This window comes from Bernardetia sp. Wsw4-3y2, assembly GCF_037126295.1.
In the GTDB taxonomy this organism is placed as follows: Bacteria; Bacteroidota; Bacteroidia; order Cytophagales; family Bernardetiaceae; genus Bernardetia.
Genome location: NZ_CP147017.1, coordinates 857,353 through 875,256, shown reverse-complemented (window position 1 = coordinate 875,256; position 17,904 = coordinate 857,353). Strand labels below are relative to the sequence as shown.

14 protein-coding genes are annotated in these 17,904 nt (G+C 32.4%); 11 read left to right on the top strand and 3 right to left on the bottom strand.

The features are described from left to right. Window positions 1-42 precede the first annotated feature (42 nt). The 6 genes from V9L05_RS03455 to V9L05_RS03430 all read left to right on the top strand — a co-directional run bounded on the left by V9L05_RS03455 (window position 43) and on the right by V9L05_RS03430 (window position 11,057). Window positions 43-6,258 (top strand): S8 family serine peptidase, encoded by a 6,216-nt coding sequence (locus V9L05_RS03455; RefSeq protein ID WP_338814386.1) that lies wholly within the window; start codon window positions 43-45, stop codon window positions 6,256-6,258. A gap of 523 nt (window positions 6,259-6,781) precedes the next feature. Then, entirely contained in the window at window positions 6,782-6,952 is a 171-nt protein-coding gene (locus tag V9L05_RS03450; RefSeq protein ID WP_338814385.1) for a hypothetical protein, read from the top strand. Window positions 6,953-7,481: 529 nt separating this feature from the next. Further along, window positions 7,482-7,634 carry a hypothetical protein gene (locus tag V9L05_RS03445; protein ID WP_338790311.1) on the top strand — a complete coding sequence of 51 codons (153 nt, stop codon included), beginning with the start codon at window positions 7,482-7,484 and terminating at the stop codon, window positions 7,632-7,634. A 64-nt stretch (window positions 7,635-7,698) separates the two neighbouring features. Then, window positions 7,699-7,884, top strand: a complete 186-nt coding sequence (locus V9L05_RS03440; protein WP_338790312.1) for a hypothetical protein — start codon at window positions 7,699-7,701, stop codon at window positions 7,882-7,884. Between the two features lie 117 nt (window positions 7,885-8,001). Then, the gene (locus V9L05_RS03435; protein ID WP_338814384.1) at window positions 8,002-9,660 is read left to right on the top strand and encodes a cysteine peptidase family C39 domain-containing protein; all 1,659 of its coding nucleotides are present in this window, start codon (window positions 8,002-8,004) and stop codon (window positions 9,658-9,660) included. Between the two features lie 65 nt (window positions 9,661-9,725). Then, window positions 9,726-11,057, top strand: coding sequence for a hypothetical protein (locus tag V9L05_RS03430; RefSeq protein ID WP_338814383.1), 1,332 nt, complete (start codon window positions 9,726-9,728; stop codon window positions 11,055-11,057). Window positions 11,058-11,188: 131 nt separating this feature from the next. Here the strand turns inward: V9L05_RS03430 and V9L05_RS03425 are convergent, their stop codons facing one another. Beyond that, window positions 11,189-11,647 (bottom strand): hypothetical protein, encoded by a 459-nt coding sequence (locus tag V9L05_RS03425; RefSeq protein ID WP_338790315.1) that lies wholly within the window; start codon window positions 11,645-11,647, stop codon window positions 11,189-11,191. 287 nt (window positions 11,648-11,934) lie between these two features. Between V9L05_RS03425 and V9L05_RS03420 the strand changes: the two genes are divergently transcribed. The 5 genes from V9L05_RS03420 (at window position 11,935) to mscL (V9L05_RS03400) (ending at window position 15,155) form a co-directional block, all read left to right on the top strand. Next, window positions 11,935-12,534, top strand: a complete 600-nt coding sequence (locus V9L05_RS03420; protein ID WP_338790316.1) for a NifU N-terminal domain-containing protein — start codon at window positions 11,935-11,937, stop codon at window positions 12,532-12,534. A 163-nt stretch (window positions 12,535-12,697) separates the two neighbouring features. Further along, the gene (locus V9L05_RS03415) at window positions 12,698-13,279 is read left to right on the top strand and encodes a sigma-70 family RNA polymerase sigma factor (RefSeq protein ID WP_338790317.1); all 582 of its coding nucleotides are present in this window, start codon (window positions 12,698-12,700) and stop codon (window positions 13,277-13,279) included. A gap of 70 nt (window positions 13,280-13,349) precedes the next feature. Beyond that, a complete protein-coding gene (locus V9L05_RS03410) occupies window positions 13,350-13,997 on the top strand; it encodes a hemolysin III family protein (RefSeq protein ID WP_338814382.1) in 648 nt (215 codons plus the stop codon). Between the two features lie 123 nt (window positions 13,998-14,120). Beyond that, window positions 14,121-14,582: a large-conductance mechanosensitive channel protein MscL gene (gene mscL / locus V9L05_RS03405; RefSeq protein ID WP_338790319.1), complete on the top strand. Its 462-nt coding sequence runs from the start codon at window positions 14,121-14,123 to the stop codon at window positions 14,580-14,582. Between the two features lie 156 nt (window positions 14,583-14,738). After that, window positions 14,739-15,155: a large-conductance mechanosensitive channel protein MscL gene (gene mscL, locus V9L05_RS03400; protein ID WP_338790320.1), complete on the top strand. Its 417-nt coding sequence runs from the start codon at window positions 14,739-14,741 to the stop codon at window positions 15,153-15,155. Between the two features lie 120 nt (window positions 15,156-15,275). Here the strand turns inward: mscL (V9L05_RS03400) and V9L05_RS03395 are convergent, their stop codons facing one another. After that, window positions 15,276-15,845, bottom strand: a complete 570-nt coding sequence (locus tag V9L05_RS03395) for a GNAT family N-acetyltransferase (protein WP_338790321.1) — start codon at window positions 15,843-15,845, stop codon at window positions 15,276-15,278. Between the two features lie 89 nt (window positions 15,846-15,934). Beyond that, window positions 15,935-17,800 carry a sodium:solute symporter family protein gene (locus tag V9L05_RS03390; RefSeq protein ID WP_338814381.1) on the bottom strand — a complete coding sequence of 622 codons (1,866 nt, stop codon included), beginning with the start codon at window positions 17,798-17,800 and terminating at the stop codon, window positions 15,935-15,937. Window positions 17,801-17,904: the final 104 nt, after the last annotated feature.

Sequence of the window (17,904 nt, the reverse complement as noted above, 5' to 3'; positions counted from 1 at the left end):
TACAAATCTTACCCTTTTACTTTTATTTATTTTATACTAATTATGAAGCACAGATATTCGTTTTTTTCTTCAAAGAACTCAATTATTTCTTATCAAAAACTTGTATTATTACTTGTTTTGGGAATAGGTATGTTGAGTTCTCAAATGCAATCAGCAATTGCACAAAGCTCTTCCCCTTCCTTACGTTTAAAATCGTCTATTGAACAGTATACATCAAATACTGAGCAGTTTAAAAATGATAAGAGTAGTTTTTCAGATGCTCTTTTTGGAAATCATTATTTTTTAGTAGTACAATTTACTACTCTGCCATCATATCAAGAACGTCAAAATCTAAAAAGTAAAGGTATCGAACTGATTCAGTATTTGCCAGATTTATCCTATACTGCAAAAATCAATTCTACTATTTCTAATGATAAATTAGAAGCTCTTATTTCAGATTTTAAGATTCATGCGTTTGTAAAACTGTCTGTTAATCAAAAAACGCAAACAAGATTAGTACAAGGAGATATTCCTGAGTGGGCTATTTCTGAGTCTAATCAAGTAGAATTGAATATTATTCCTTTTGATACTGTAAATCCAATGCTTACTTCTATGGCTATGACAAACATGGGAGGAAAGCTAATCTATGAAAGTAAAGTATCAGGTATTTTGACAGTAAGTGTCCCTCAAACAGCAATTATGCAAGTAGCTAATTTGCCTTGGGTACTTTGGGTAGAATCTTTACCAGAGCCTCCAAAAGAAGAAAATTATTATGGAAAATCAGCTCACCGTTCGGCTATCCTAAATTATGGTGCTAGAAATTTAGATGGTTCAGGAGTGAATCTTGGAATTTGGGACGGAGGAAACGTTGCAAATCATTTAGACTTTAGTGGAAGACGTACTCTTGTAGAAAATACATCAGATAGCGACCACGGAACACACGTAGCAGGAACAATGGCAGGAGCAGGTTTACTAAATCCTAGAAATACAGGAATGGCTCCTAATGCTCAAATTTATTCTCATAACTTTAATGGAGATATTGCTACTGAAATGCAAAATGCCATTACTAACTTTGGTATTGTAATTACTCAAAATTCGTATGGAGGAGGTCCTAATTGTGCTACTGGAGACCCTTATGGTAGTAATAATAGAGGACAAGATTTATTAGTAAATAATAATCCTCAACTTGTCCATGTATTCTCATCAGGCAATTCTCAAAGTTCTTGTGTAGGTGGTTTTGGAACAACAACAGGAAAAGCAGCCAAAAATACAATTACAGTAGGAGCTTTAACAAATAACGATGTTATTACTACATTTAGTAGTTTTGGTCCTCTTGAAGACGGACGTATCAAACCTGAAGTAAGTGCATTCGGAAATGGTGTAGTTTCTACATTACCAAGTAATGGATATGGAGCAAATAGTGGTACTTCAATGGCAGCACCAGGTGTTTCGGGTACGGTAGCTCAACTTTATCAAAGCTATCGTCAATTAAATGGAAATGCAGACCCTATTGCCTCACTTATGAAGGCTGTGTTATCAAATAATGCTGATGATTTAGGAAATACAGGTCCTGATTATAAATATGGTTTTGGTAGAATTAATGGTTTGAAAGCTGTTAAAGCATTAGAGGGAAATAATTATGCAATAAATACAGTTACGACAGCAGGACAAAATGATGTTACTATTGCTGTTCCTGCTGGTACACACGAATTGAAAGTAATGTTATGTTGGTCAGACCCAGCAGCAGCAGCAAATGCAAATCCTGCTTTGATAAATAATTTGGATTTAGAAGTATTAGACCCAACTACAAATACATGGCTTCCTTGGACATTAGACGGCGCAAATCCGAATAATGTAGCTATTAGAGCTGTAAATAATGTAGATATTATCGAACAAGTAACTATTCCTACCCCAGCAACAGGAACATATACACTACGAGTAAAAGGAACGGCTGTTCCTTCTGGAGCAAATCAGCAATATTCATTGACTTGGACAGTTACAGAACCTTATATTGAAGTTACTTATCCATCAGCAGGAATGTCTTTGACTCCTTCTGCTACTGAACTTATTCAATGGGATATGGAAGGAGTTTCAGGAACTACTTCTGTTGAGTATTCTTTGGATAATGGAACTACTTGGACAGTTATTAATGGTGCTGTGGCTGCCAACACTCGTCGTTTGAGTTGGACAGTTCCAAATGCAATGACTAATGAAGCGAAAATTCGTGTTTCTTCAACAACTCCATCTTTAAGTGGAACAAGTGAAGCATTTTCAATTATTGGTGTTCCTACTGGCATTACAGGTCAGCCTTGTAGTGGTTCAGCTATCTTACAATGGAATGCAGTAACTGATGCAGACGAGTATATTGTTTATCAGTTGAACACTACTACTGGAGTATATACACAAATAGGAACAAGTGCAACTAATACTTTTACTGCAACAGGGCTTTCAGGACAAACTTGGTTTAGTATTCGTGCAAGAAATACAACTACAGGAGCTACAAGTCAGCGTTCAGTAGCATTTTCTATTACTCCTGCTGCTGGCTCAGGAATAGATTTAGAACTTTCAGCAATCGTTTCTCCAACACAAGGTTGTGATTTGAGAACAGCTACTGAAGCCATTACAATTCGTATCAAAAACTTAGCTTGTTCTCCTATACCAAGTGGAACAACAATTCCAGTTGCTTATACAGTAAATGGTGGAACAGCAGTAAATGAAAACCTTGTTTTAGCTAGTGATTTGAATGGTGCAGCTAGTTTAGATTATACATTTACTACTACAGCAGACATGTCAGCAGGAGGTAGTTATGTTCTTACCTCCTCTGTCAACCTAGCAACTGATACAAATGGAGCAAATAATGCCATTTCAAATCATACAGTTCAAAACAATCCTCCTATTACTGTACTACCTTATACAGAAGATTTTGAGAATCCAAGCCCTGCAGAGTGTTGGGATATAATAAATGATGGAGCAGGAGTTGGAACTTGGCAATATGGAACTAACTTGGGAAGTTCTTTCTTTATTATCCCAGATGTTCCTGCTGGTAATCAATATGCAGCAGCAAATGATGATGCTTGTCCTAGTCCAGGTTGTGGAGCACCTTATAAATCGTGGTTGATTAGTCCAAAATTTGATTTTTCCTCTTATTCTCAAATTGAAATGGCATTTAGAGCTGTATTCCGAACGGATAGAGGAGAAGTTCGTATAAGTACAGATAGAATTACTTGGACAACCATTCATTCAATGGCATCTATATCTGGCGTTTGGCAAGATATTACCTTAGATTTAGATGCATATGCTAACGAACCTCAAGTATGGATTGCTTTTTACTATGATGATTTGAATACTTGGGGATATGGTTTTGCTGTTGATGATGTAGTTGTAAGAGAAAAGCCTATTGAATTAGTTAGCTTTTTGCCTGCAAATAATGCGACTAATGTAGATACAAATACATCACTAGCTCTTACTTTTAATCGTGTTCCTACTATCGGTACAGGCTCTATTACTCTTACAGGAGGAGCTACTCCAATTGTAATTCCTGTTTCTGCAACTAATACTACAATTACAGGAAATACAGCAACCGTAACTTTACCTTCAGCACTAGCAACTTCTACAACTTATTCTGTGGATGTTCCTAGCAGTACATTTACAGCTAATAGTTTAGGTTTTGGAGGAGTTTTACCTGCTAACTGGCAGTTTACTACTATTACTACATCAGCAGATGCAGACTCACGAATTGTTGCGCCCACTACAATGCCTGCTTCTGCCTCAATATCTTCATTGGCTACTACATCAGCTAGTGCAGTAGAAGTATTTTCTTTTAAGGTAGAGGATTTAGCAACGACAGATGCTTTACCTACCGATGTAACTCAGATTGATGTTAAACAAGGAGCTGCAAATACAGTAACAGACTGGACAACACAACTACAAGGAGCAGAATTATGGTCTGGAGGAACTCAGATTACTGCAACAGCTACTATTACTGCAGATAGAATTCGTTTTATTATTCCTGCTGGTAATGCAAGTACAGCAAGTGGAACAAATACAGACTATACTGTAAAAGTGTTTTTGAATACAACAGGAATTTTAGACGAAGGAGTATTACAATTCCAAATTCCTAGTGTGGCACATGGAGTACAAACTTCAAATAGTTCTTCTTCTTTTGCCTCTACTTTTCCTGCTAATGTAGTATCAAATACATTTACTTTAGATGTGGTGGCTACACGTTTAGGTTTTTCAACTGTACCAACAACAGCAACTGTTAGTTCAAACTTTGCAGTAAGCGTACAGGCACTTGATGCAAATGGAAATATAGACCGAGCAGCCAGAACAATTACATTGTTAAGAGATGGAGGAACTGGAACAGGAGTTCTTAGTGCTACTTCTGGATTAGGAAGTCGTGCTATGATAAATGGAGTATTTACTTGGTCAGATTTACAATTTGATGAAATTGGAGAGTATAGTATACGAGTAAATGATGATGGAAGTGCTTTTACCGATTTAAGTAGCCTTATAAATGTAGTTGCTCCAACAGGTGGAGGAGGAAATACTATACCATCAGTATCTGCACCTACACAATTTAAAGCTATTGCAATAGATACTTCTCGTATTGACCTTACTTGGCAAGCTGCTACAAATGCAACTGGGTATAAGTTATATAGATTAAACCGTTTGGTGGCAACTCTATCAGCTTCTACTCTTTCTTACGATGATAGCTTATTGAATGAAGATACTTTTTATGGGTATAGACTAGAAGCATTCAATTCAGTATCTAGAAAAGAAGTTGCTACCAATGCTGTTACTTACCCTAAAGCTCCAACATTAATAAGCAAAACAGATGCTTGTGCAGGTGGAAAAGGAAAGATTGTAGTAAATAGCACACATACAACAAGAAGTATTCTTTGGTATGAGTCTGAAACAGCTACTGAGCCTATTCAAGATGATTCTTATACTTTCGAAACTCAAAACCTTACTGCTGCAAAAACCTATTATGTCACTGCAAATGGTATTCGTTATGAAAGTCAGACTAGATTAGCTGTTACTATTGATGTTAAAGAAATTCCAGTAGCAACTATTTTGGGAGATTTAGTCCGTTCAACCTGTGAAAACACATTGACTTTAGAAGCAGATACACAAAATGCTTCTTCTGATTTGATTTATACTTGGTACTCAAATGGAGTAGCTATACAAAATAGTAATGCGCCAACTTATCAAGCTACTAGAAGTGGAAACTACTCATTAAGAATAACACAAAATGAATGTGTTTCGATGGTATCTTCAACTGTTCAAGTGAAAGTAGGACAAGTTGCTCCTGCTCAAATAGAACAAGGTAGTCAAGTATTGTTATGTGAAACAGGTCAGTTATCTGCTTTAGAAGTAGAAGGTGCAACTTATCAATGGTTGTTTAATGATACTGAAGTCGGAACAAGTTCTTCTATTACAGTTTCTAATTCAGGAACATATACATTGCGAGTAAGCAAAGAAACATGTACTCAAGAAGCTCAAATTAATGTAGAAGTAATTTCATTTCCAACAGATATTAGTATTACTACTGACAAAGAGCAATTTTGTACAGGAGAACAAGGTGCTACAATTTCTGTTTCAGAAGTAGAAAATGCAATGTATACTTTATTCAGAAATGGAAATAGATTGCGTATAGGTTCTGAAAATAGAAACTTTACTGTGAATAGTTCAGGGGAGTATCATGTTGAGATTTCTTTAGGAACTGGTTGTGTATTCATTACGGATTCAGTGAGTATTGAAAGAATAGATGTTCCAACAGCACATATAAATCTAATAGAAGAAAATATAGCAACAATAACATCTACTGGAACAATTACAGAGGTGGAGTGGAACAAAGATGGTGAAATGCTTAGTGTTTCTAGTTCTCTTTCACTTGCTCTTAATGAAACAGGACGTTACAGAGCTAAAGTTACCTATGATACAGGTTGTCAAGCTATTACTTCAAATAGTATTTTCTATCGCAAACCAGAACCAGTTACAGGTGTTGAGGACGAAGAAGGAAATTGTTGTACAGTAGTTTATCCAAACCCAACTAGTTCTGAGGTTCGTTTGAAATTAGCTGCTAACTTAAAAGATGCCTTCACACTTACACTTACTGATGGTATTGGTAGAACTCTTATTACTAAATCTATTTCAAAAGAAGAATCTCAACAAGAAATCCGTTTGGATTTGAGTAAGTATGCTTCGGGAATGTATTTTATCAATGTAGTTACGCCAAGCGAAACACTTACTTTCAAAATAGCTAAAGAAGATTAATCTAGTTTAATTAGAAAGCAATATAGAAAAAAGGCAAATTCTTAATTTGAGAATTTGCCTTTTTTTGTCAAAGCTTATTAAAAAATAGAACTATGTGTATTTTAAAAGAGATAAAGTAGTATTGTTTTTTGATTCTGTATGCAAATTTGTGCTAGTCTGGTCTGTGCCACCGAACTACTAAAAAGAAAGTGTAGTATTGTAAATAAAATTTGCAAAAAAAAACTTACATTAATATATTGGTGAAAATAATTATTATTGAATATTATAAGTACTTGTAAATTATCAATATTTAAAAAATGTAGTTTGAGTAAAAGTATATATTTCATAAAGATTAACATCATTTAAGTTGTTGAAAATCAATTGATTGTGTTTTTTGTTGAAAATAATTATATTTGTATTTGGAATTGAAGTTTCTTTTTTGCGATATTTACAACATCAAACTTACTCCAAAAACTAATTAAAAATTTTGAAAAGTGGTTTGAATATTATTTATAAATTATCATTTTTAAACTTATTTTTTATTATGAAGTCTTTGAAAAAGAAATTTGGAAAATTTGCGGTTTCTGAAAAAGAAATCCAAAAACTGAAAGGTGGTTTTAATTACTGTAATTGTGATCATTATCATAATTGTCCGAGAGGAGCAGCAAATTATATCGAACAACCAACAGGTTGTCAAGCTGTATGCTGTGGCTAAAATGAGCTAAATATAGTTCTTTAGTATATGATCACGCCTTACAAAACCTTGTAAGACGTGGTTATTTATAGAGGATTTAAAATTAGCTCCTTATCTGAAACACAATACCACTTCTAACTAGACAAATTAGGCGTTTTATAGACGCCTTTTTTGTCAAACCTTATTAAAAAATCCAGTCAAGCTCAAACTTCAAATAATATTATATTACTTTTTGCATACTATAAGTAGAGTCTTTAGCTATTTAGATTAAAAAGAAAGAATTATCATAAATTATAACCTTTGAAAAATAGCAATATGTTGGGTTTTAATTACAACATCAAATACTTTGTGTTTTGAAAAAATAACATTTTGTAATTTGCTGTTATTCAGAAAGTTATATCTTTGTTGAAAATAAATGTAATTTTTATTTGGAAATATGCTTTATTTTTATTGATATTTACAACGTCAAACTTACTTAGTAAGTATTAGAAATATATAAGTAAGTAATCTTGATAAATTATTTTAATTATACCTATTAAACTCAATTTTTATGAAATCTTTGAAAAAGAAATTTGGAAAATTTGCTATCTCTCAAGAAAAAGCAAATAAAGTAAACGGTGGTGAGCCACCATATCCGTGTAAGAATAAGTATTTTCCTAATCCAAATGATCCTTTTGAGTGTGATCCACTTAGAGGAAATTAAATTCATTTATTATTGATTCATTTTGTATCAATATTTTTTAATAAAACATCTGAACTCAATTTTTATGAAATCTTTGAAAAAGAAATTTGGAAAATTTGCTATCTCTCAAAAACAGAGCAAACAAATTACAGGGGGTTTTGATAATTGTGAAGTAGTTTTTTGGTGTCAAGGTAAAACGTATCCTACAAAATCACAATGTGAGTCAGGGTGTGATGATTTTTGCTATGGACAATATGTATTTCCGTGCTAGTATAAGTAATTAATATAAAAAATAGCGATAGAATAAACTTTGGTATTACCAAACTTCTATCGCTATCTTTTTTGTAGTTTTGCAAGCAAAAAAAACAATATTTAAAGCAATTGTAATATGAAAACTATTGTAAGTATCCTATTAGATAAATTTGAAGTTTCTTACACTATCACTTATTTACAAAAACTGACAGCAAAATATAATGATGCTCAAACATTAAGTGATCTTACTACACTTTTAGCACACTATAAAATAGAGTCTTTAGCTGTTCAGATTGGAAAAGAACATTTATCAGAAATTCCTTTGCCTGCTCTTGTTTTGGCTTCTCATAATGATGAAAATGGAAGAACACACACTGATTATTCTATTTTAGACGAAGTTAGAGACAATGAAGTAGTCTTGATTAATGTGAATTCAGAGAAACAGATAGTTGAAATAGAAGAATTTGAAAAATCATGGACAGGTTATACACTGTTATTAGATAAAAATGAAAATGCAGCAGAACCAAATTACTCTGCTCATAAAAAAGCACAAAAGAAACAACAGTTTTTTGGCACTATAAAAAAGACCATTCAAGTTTTAGTGGGTATTTCTTTTTTGTTTTTAGTTGGAAAAACGTTTTTTATTACAAATCAACAAGTCACAAAGTCTATTCTTGAAATTTCCTTTTATATTTTACATACTATAGGATTTGTAATTAGTGCTATCTTACTTTCTGGAGAAATTTTTAAAAATAATGCAGTTTTCAAAAAAGCCTGTACTGCCTTCGGAAAATCATCTTCATGTGCTGATACAAAACAAGAAAATACAAGTAAAATAGATTCAATCAAAAAATGGTTTACCTTTTCAGAATTGGGTGTTTATTATTTCTTTGGGGCATTTTTATTTTTACTGATTGGTAAGTTTGATTCTCTGACATTCGTTTTTCAGAGTTTGATTTCTGTTTTTGGGATTTTTGCTGTTGTTTCGTCTTTATATTATCAGAAATTTATTCTTAAAGAATGGTGTTCGCTTTGTGTTTCTGTGATGGCAGTTTTATTTGTAGAATCTGTGGTAGGGGGAATATATTTATTTAGTTTTCAAGATGAAATTTTATCTTCTACTTTTACTTTGTATTCTGTTTTTTCAATTTTAGCAATAGCTGTTTTTTCATTCCTATTGCCTATATTTATTTGGAATATTTTAAAACCAGTTCTTGAAAAATATAACTCTTCTAATAACGAAACTAAGAATCTACGTTCTTTTAAGTATGATTATGAGGTTTTTAAAACACTTCTTCATCAAAATAAAAAAGTAGATATTAGTGAAGCTCCAACCCATTTTGTTGAAGGAAGTAGTATTTCAACCGAACTAGAGGAAGAAGAAGAGGAGAATAAGGTTTCTTTAGTCGTCATTAGTCGTCCTACTTGTCCACCTTGTATTAGCGCAAAAAAAGATTTACAAAAATTGAGAGAAGATTTTGGAAATTATTTTACTACAACTATGTGCCATCTGACTGCCAATCAAACAAGTGAAGATTACAAACAGATTTCAGAAATGTTATCAAATCTTCCAACATCTTATTCTGATAAAGAAAAAGAAAGTATCATTTCACAGCATTATACTTGGATAAATCAGACAGGGATTACTTTTACACCTGCTTTTATTGTAAATGGTTATTTATTACCAGAAAAATATACAGTTACTGATTTAGAATATTTTTTAGTGCATTTGGCTAGTGAAATGGATGAGTCAGAAGAAAATCCAGAAGAAGAACTATCTTTGCAAGAAAACTAATTATCAAAATAGTTTAAAGTTGTACCTAATTAGTTTCTACTACTAAGAATAATGTAAATTTTGTAATGGAAGATAATATAGAAAGAGAAGAGATTTTTCGCTCTTATTCAGAAGAAACACAAGAATTATTGACAAGTCCACAAGGCTTTTTTATGCGTTCAGGTATTACAATCATCTTTGGTGTTTTGCTTCTAATGCTTGTCGTTTCTCATTTTATACGCTACCCTGAATTATCGACTTCAGAAGTAACACTATATGCAAATCAAGCAAAAGCAAGTTTGTTTCCAAAGATTAATAGCCGTATTATTTTTATAAATGCAGCACATAGTCAGGAGGTAAAAGAAAATGAGCTTTTATTAGTCTTGGAAAGCACAACAGATTGGAAAGAAGCCAAAAAGTTAGAAGATTATTTAGACACACTTTCTAGTCAAAATTCAGTATTTGAAAGTGTAGATTTTTTTCAAGAAAATGAAATTCCTCTTTTTACAAATTTGGGAAATTTACAATTAGATTACGAAAGACTAAAAAATAATATTTTAGATTATCAGTTATTTTCTAAAACTAACTCGCATGCTCAAAAACAAGCTGCTATTCGTTCAGAAATAGAAATTCAAAATTCGTTAAGAGTTATTTTACAAGAAAAATATGAACTTCAAGAAAGAGACTATGAGTTGAGCAAACAAAAATATATTACCGATTCATTATTGTATAAAAGTGAAGCAATTGCCAAACAAGAATTTTTACAAACAAAGAGCGCATTTCTAAACAAAGAAAGTAGTTTTTTGCAAAATAAAGAAGCAAATCTAAATGCCCAAATGCGAGTTAGTCAGCTCAATCAACAGCTTGTAGAAGTTTCTATTGCTTATCAAGAGCAAGCATTTAAGTATAAGCAACAATTACGAACTAGTTTTGCAACTCTAAAGAAAATGTTAGAAGATTGGAAAACCTCTTATCTGATTATTAGTCCGATAGAAGGTAAAGTTAATTTCTTTAATCCTCTTAATTTGTATCAATCAGTTGGTATGGATAAAGAGATTATTTCTGTTATTCCTCAAAAAAATGCTATTTATGCCTATACAAAAGTAGACTCAAAACATATTTCTAAGCTCAAGGAGGGAAAAGAAGCCAATAAAGCAAAAATAAAATTAGAAGCCTATCCTTTTGCTCGTTATGGTTGGATAGAAGCAGAAGTTGCACAGATAAGCCTTGCGCCACAAGAAAATAAATATTCTGTCCAACTAAAACTAGACAATGGTTTACAAACCAACAGAAAGGTCGAAGTAGATTTAGATTCTAAGAATGAAATTTATGGAACAGTAGAAATAGTTCTAGAGGAAAGAAGTCTACTAGATAAATTTTTGGAACAGACAGTCTATTCTGTTGAAGCCTTTGAATAATAATAATACAGATAATACAAAAAAAGCCTTTTTTCGTGAAAAAAAAGGCTTTTCAGTTTTATAATGATAATAATTTCTAGTTAGTCAAATTGTGATAGTTATAGTTAAAGAGTATAATATCTAATTTAAGATTAATTAGTCATATATTGACTCAAAATTGGGTTATCTCCCAAAATAGCGATTCCGACCATTAAAATTACGAGTACAACTCCCATTACAGTCATTGCACTTTTAAATTTGAATTCTTTCTTCATTACGTATGCAAAACCTGTAATCATTCCAACTGCGCCCCCTAAAAGTGCACTACCAATAGCTAAAACAGCTATTCTACGAGCTAAGTTTACATCTGGATTATCCATAACAGAGTGCATAACAAAAACTTCTAAACCCACAGCGACCAAAAATACAACCATGCTTGTTAACATAACACGCATAATAAATGAAGGTGCTTGACCTGCTGGTCGGGATTGTACTTCATCAGAATCCAATTGATTAAGTTTTGCTTGTGCCGTTTCTTCAGATTCAAATTTAGAATCTCTGTCCATTGAGGTATAAGAAGTATCTTCTTGATTTGCTTGATAAGTTGCCATAAAAATAAGTGTTCAAAAAAGTGAGGTAAAAAAAATAGACTACTATAAAATTTGTAATCTACCTATATAACATAGAAATATGTATATTGTTTTGGAAAATTAATTTTATTTGACTATAAGTTGATTTTATGGTTTTTTAGATAGATTATAGTTTCTATACTTAATTTTGGTTTTATTTTATGGTATCTTTGTAGTAAAAACAAATAAAAAGCGATTTTGATAGAACTCAAATGCTTTTTTATAGTTCGATAAATAAGTAACCAGTTAATTTTAATCTATAAATCATTATGGCAGTAATCACAGATAACAACCGTGCGCCCCACGTACATATATATGTAGAAGAAAATCCAAATCCTAATTCAATGAAATTTGTGATGAGCTTTATGCTCATGGCAGATGGAATAGTAAAAGATTATGCAAGTAAAGAAGACACAACAGATTCTCCTTTGGCTGCTGCTCTTTTTAATGAATTTGATTTTGTAGAGCGTGTATTTTTGAGTAAAAACTTTATTACAATTACCAAAACTGAAAATGTAGAGTGGGTAGAAATCAATTCTATCCTTCGTAATTATTTGAAAGATTATTTTGAAGCTCAAAAGCCTGTTTTTTCAGAAGATTTGCCAGACTCAAAAGTCGAACTCAATGATGATCCAACTATTGCAAGAATAAAAGATATTTTAGACCAATATATTCGTCCTGCTGTAGAAATGGACGGAGGAGCAATTTCTTTTTCTCAATTTGATAAAGAAACAGGAAAGTTGAGCGTTTTGCTTCAAGGTTCTTGTAGTGGATGTCCATCTTCTTCAATTACTTTGAAGGCTGGAATTGAAAATCTTTTCAAAAATATGATGCCTGAGGTAAAAGAAGTAGTGGCCGAAAATGGCTAAGTCAGTCAGCAGTAAAGTAGTAATCAGTTACCAGTTTGTTTCATTGTTAGATGTAATTATTCATTTTTATAAAAAATCTAAACAGTGTTCTAATTAAAAATCTGATGCTTACGTAGTTGTATTCATTTATCATTCATAATTAATAATTTACCATTCCTAATTTATGGCTAAATCACTTCCAGAAAAAGAAAAACTACATATTTTCAATACCGAATTTATGCCTCATGCAGATGCTATGTACAACTTTGCTTACAAACTTACCTTTGATGAAGACGATGCCAAAGATTTGGTACAAGATGCTTACATGAAGGCATATCGTTTTGCAGGTTCGTATGAAGTAGGTACAAATGCAAAGGCATGGCTTTTTCGTATTTTGAAAAATAGTTTTATCAATAATTACAGAAAAAAGACAAAAGAACCTTCAAAAGTAGATTATCAAGACGTTGAGAATTATTACAATTCGGCTTCGGTAGAAACGGCTGAAATGAATCATACTGTTGATTTACGTACTTCGACAATGCAAAATAAAATTGGTGACGAAGTTACGGGAGCTTTAAATTCTTTGCCTGTTGATTTTCGTACTGTGATTATTCTTTGCGATTTGGAAGGGTTTACGTATGAAGAAATGGCTGTAATTTTGGATATTCCTATCGGAACAGTTCGCTCTCGTTTGCATAGAGCGAGAGGTGTTTTGAAGGAAAAACTCATCGAATATGCCAAACAATTTGGTTTCGATGTTGATTAAAATAAGTAAACAATCGAACACTTAACTCAAATAAATTAACCCTTTATCAATAAAAACATTTAAGAATACCTTGACAACTCTAGAAAAATTACAAAAATTTAGCAACAAACACCAAGAACTTGCCAATACAATCACACACGGATTAGGCATTGTTCTGAGTGTCATTGCTCTTATGCTTCTTGTTAATTGGGCAAGTGAAGCACAAGATATGTGGAAAATAATTAGCTTTTCCATTTTCGGAACTACACTTGTTTTGCTTTATACAGCTTCTACGCTTTATCATGGAGCAAGAACAGTTAAACTAAAAAAGTTTTTTGAAAAAATAGACCACATGGCAATTTATCTTCTAATTGCAGGTTCTTACACTCCTTTTACACTTGTTACATTGCGTGGGGCTTGGGGCTGGACGCTTTTTGGTATAATATGGGGAATTGCTCTTTTAGGAATTATTTATAAAATGTTCTTTTTGGGAAGATGGAAACGCTTTTCTGTTATTCTTTATGTTTCGATGGGATGGATGGCAGTGGTGGCGATACAACCTTTCTTTGAAAATTTACAAACAGGAGGACTTATTTTGCTCGGAATTGGTGGGCTTTCCTATTCATTAGGTGTAATCTTTTTTATTTGGGAAAGACTGCCTTTTAATCATGCTATTTGGCATCTATTCGTTTTGGGAGGAAGTTTGTGTCATTTCTTAGCTGTTGGATTATATGTCTAAAAATTTTGATATAGCTCTTTTTTGAACCAAAGAAAAAAAGTATTTTTGAATCCGAAAATTATGAAAGTAGTTTTCGGATTTTTTATGTAAAAAAATAATTCGAATACATTAATTATTTAGAAAATGGGCTTTATAAAAGAATTTAAGGATTTTGCTGTCAAAGGAAATGTCATTGATTTGGCTGTCGGTGTAATTATTGGAGGAGCTTTTGGGAAAATTGTAACTTCACTAGTCAATGATATTATTATGCCTCCTATCGGAATATTGACGGGAGGAATTGATTTTGCTAATCTAAAATTTGTACTTAAAAGTGCTGTTTTAGATGAAACAGGAAAAGTGATTGAAGAAGCTGTTTCTATCAATTACGGCAATTTTATCAATATTGTAATTCAATTTCTCATAATTGCTCTTTGTGTTTTTGCTGTTGTAAAGGCTTTTAATGCCTTAAAAAAGAAAGCAGAAGACCCAAAAAATGTAGAAGCACCAACCCCAAAAGATATTCTATTGCTTACCGAAATTAGAGATTTACTAAAAGGAAGTTCTTCAAATAATATAGAAGAAGAAGACAAACTGAAAACAGAGTAAAAACAAACTATAAATTTGAGTAAATCTATTTTTTTCCATAAATAAGTTTGTGAAATTTAATAAATTAAAAATTAATTGCAATAAAATGCGTTTATTGCCTGTGAATATGTTTTTAATATTTTCTCTTCCTTTTACAAACTTGACTAGAATAAACTTATGGGATTAATCAAAGAATTTAAAGATTTTGCTGTTAAGGGCAATGTAGTCGACCTTGCTGTCGGTGTGATTATCGGTGCTGCTTTCGGAAAAATTGTTACTTCGTTTGTCAATGACATCGTTATGCCACCTATCGGATTGGCAACTGGAGGAGTAGATTTTGCAGACTTAAAGCTAGTATTAAAAGAAGCTGTTGTAGATGCAGCAGGCACAGTTACTACCGAAGCTGTAAGCATCAATTATGGTAATTTTTTGAATATCATAATTCAATTTTTGATTATTGCGCTTTGTGTGTTTGCTGTTGTTAAAGGCTTTAATTCATTAAAGAAAAAAGCAGAAGACCCAAAAAATCCAGAAGCCCCAACACCACAAGATATTTTGTTACTTACCGAAATTAGAGATTTATTGAAAAAATAAATTTTCAATTTTCATAACCGCAAAAAAGTCTGAAACTTACAAAAGTATCAGACTTTTTTTGCAAGCTAAAAGCAATATAATTTTTTCTATTCATTTCTGATGTTTCCATTAGCGACATAATTATCTAAAAATCTCATAATAAACATATTCTTTATGGATATAATCTTGTTCACTTGCCACAAAACCTGCTCTTTGAAGTAACTCAATTGTAGCAACATTTTCTTTTGTGGTATAAGAAAGAATATAATTTTTATCTAATTGATTGAAAATTGCTTCTTTAAATGTTTCGATGGCTTCTAATGTATAATATTTTTCTCGGTGATTTTCTGTTGTTGCAAAGCCTATCGTGCAGCGTTTGTGATTGTCATTTAGCGTTTCTTTACTCAAATCATAGAGATTAAAAACACCAATATACTCACCTGTATTTTTGTTTTTATAAAACCAATCTGCTGCACCTCGTTTATAAGAATATTGAGCAAAGTTGAGTTGATAATCTATATATTCTTCTAATTGATCTATTGTTTTGTAATCATTCATAACAAAAATACTCCTATCTTTTTCAAACATAGTGAGTAATTTTCTATAATTGTGCCAGTCTATTTGTTCGTATTCTAACCGTTCTGAATCTTCTAAAACTGGAAGGGTAATCGGAATAGAGCTTATCATTTTTCTATCTTCTTTTTTAGTCATTTTTGCAAAAGTATACGTACAGTACGTATTTGCACCTTAAAAGGTACGCTACACTATTTCGAAGATAACAAATTTTAGATAAAATTGTCTTATTCTTCTGCAATTTTTTTGACAAGCCAATTTATAGCTAAAACACTTCCTATAAAAATTCCAAAAGAAATTCCGAAAAGCATCCATTTAGAAAAAATAGCATATCCAATTCCAAACAAAAAGCTATATCCTAAAGCAATTCCGACAAACCAAGCTGCAATCATATAAGGCAACTGATTTTTTGGTTTTGGAAGATTCAATGAAATACGAATTGGTTTCCAGCTTCCTTGAGGGCGAACTCGCTCATAAAATTTTTGTAAGGTTTGCTCGTCAGTAGGTTTTGTCAAAAATGTAATCACAATCCAACTAATCGTTGTAAATCCTAAAATAAGAAATAGAGAATAAGGAGATTCTATTTGAATATTTTTAATTATATCTTCGTGTATTTTATTTTGGATGAGTAATGCTTGAGAATTAAAAGTAATCATACTATAAAATATTCCTTCCACATGAAAAAAGCCACTGTTCCAAATACGAATAAAAATAACTCCAATAAGAGGTGTAATAGTCGCAGCGAGTTCACTAAAAACATTTATTCTCCACCAATACCAACGCAAAATCAAAACTGCTCCTAGTCCTGCTCCTGCTTCTATCAAAAATACAAAAGCAGCTTCTAATGATGTGATTTGTGTAGTAACCAAGATTCCAAAAAGCATAATTACAAATGTTGCAATTCTTGAAGCTGTAACAAGTTCTTTTGAGCTTGCTTTTGGCTTATAAAAACGTTGATACAAATCATTAATTATATAACTTGCTCCCCAGTTTAATTGTGTAGAAATGGTACTCATATAGGCTGCAAAAAAAGCAACCAATAAAAGACCACGCAAACCAGTAGGTAAAAAGTCCTTCATAGCCAAAACATAACCTAGTTTTTCTTCTCCTGCTATCGGATTTGGATATAAAATAATAGCTGATAAAGCCACCAAAATCCATACCCAAGGGCGCAGACCATAATGTGCCAACTGAAAAAACAAGGTTGCTTTAAAAGCGTGTTCTTCATCTTTAGCAGACATCATACGTTGAGCCACATATCCACCTCCCCCCGGTTCTGCCCCTGGATACCAACTTGCCCACCATTGAATGCCTATATAAGCAAAAAAAGTAGCCAAACTAATACTAAGCATTTGAAATCCATTTTTTACTAATTCTGTATTACTAGAATCTTCAATTTGAGGGAAAAAATTAAGTGTATTTGCTGGTAACTTTTCTATCAAACCAGATACTCCCCCAATTTTTGGACTATCCAACACTAAATAAGTAAGAACAACACAACCTGTCATTGCCAAAACAAACTGCAAAACATCAGTAATAGCAACACCCAAAAGTCCCGAAAGACTGGAATAAATAACTACAATAACCATTGCAGCAGCTACATAATAAATAGTCTGATTTGCAGGAATATCAAAAAACACTTGCAAAAGAGCTGCAAGTGCCACATTTACCCAAGCAATAATGACAGCATTAAAAAAAAGCCCTAAATAAACAGCACGAAAACCACGTAAAAATTTAGCAGCTTTTCCAGAGTAACGCAATTCTATTAGCTCCAAATCTGTAATTACCTTTGCTTTTCTCCACAAACGAGCAAAAAGAAAAGTAGTAAGCATTCCTCCAATTAGTCCGTTCCACCAAAGCCAGTTTCCACTAATTCCATTTTTTACTACTAATTCTGTAACCAAAAGAGGTGTATCGGCTGCAAACGTAGTAGCGACCATAGAAGTACCTGCCACCCACCAAGGAAGATTGCGACCACCTAGAAAAAAATCTTCGGTTGAGCCACTTGCTTTTTTGGTGTAATAAATTCCGATTCCTAAAGTAAGAAGTAGAAAAGAAAAGATGATGAGCCAGTCGGCAAGTTCAAGTATCATGACAAATTGAGAATGGATAATTTAGAAGGAAAATCTTTTTTATAAAAATAATCTGAAAGATACGGATTTTAAACAAACCAAACCTATAAGGTTTTCAAAAACCT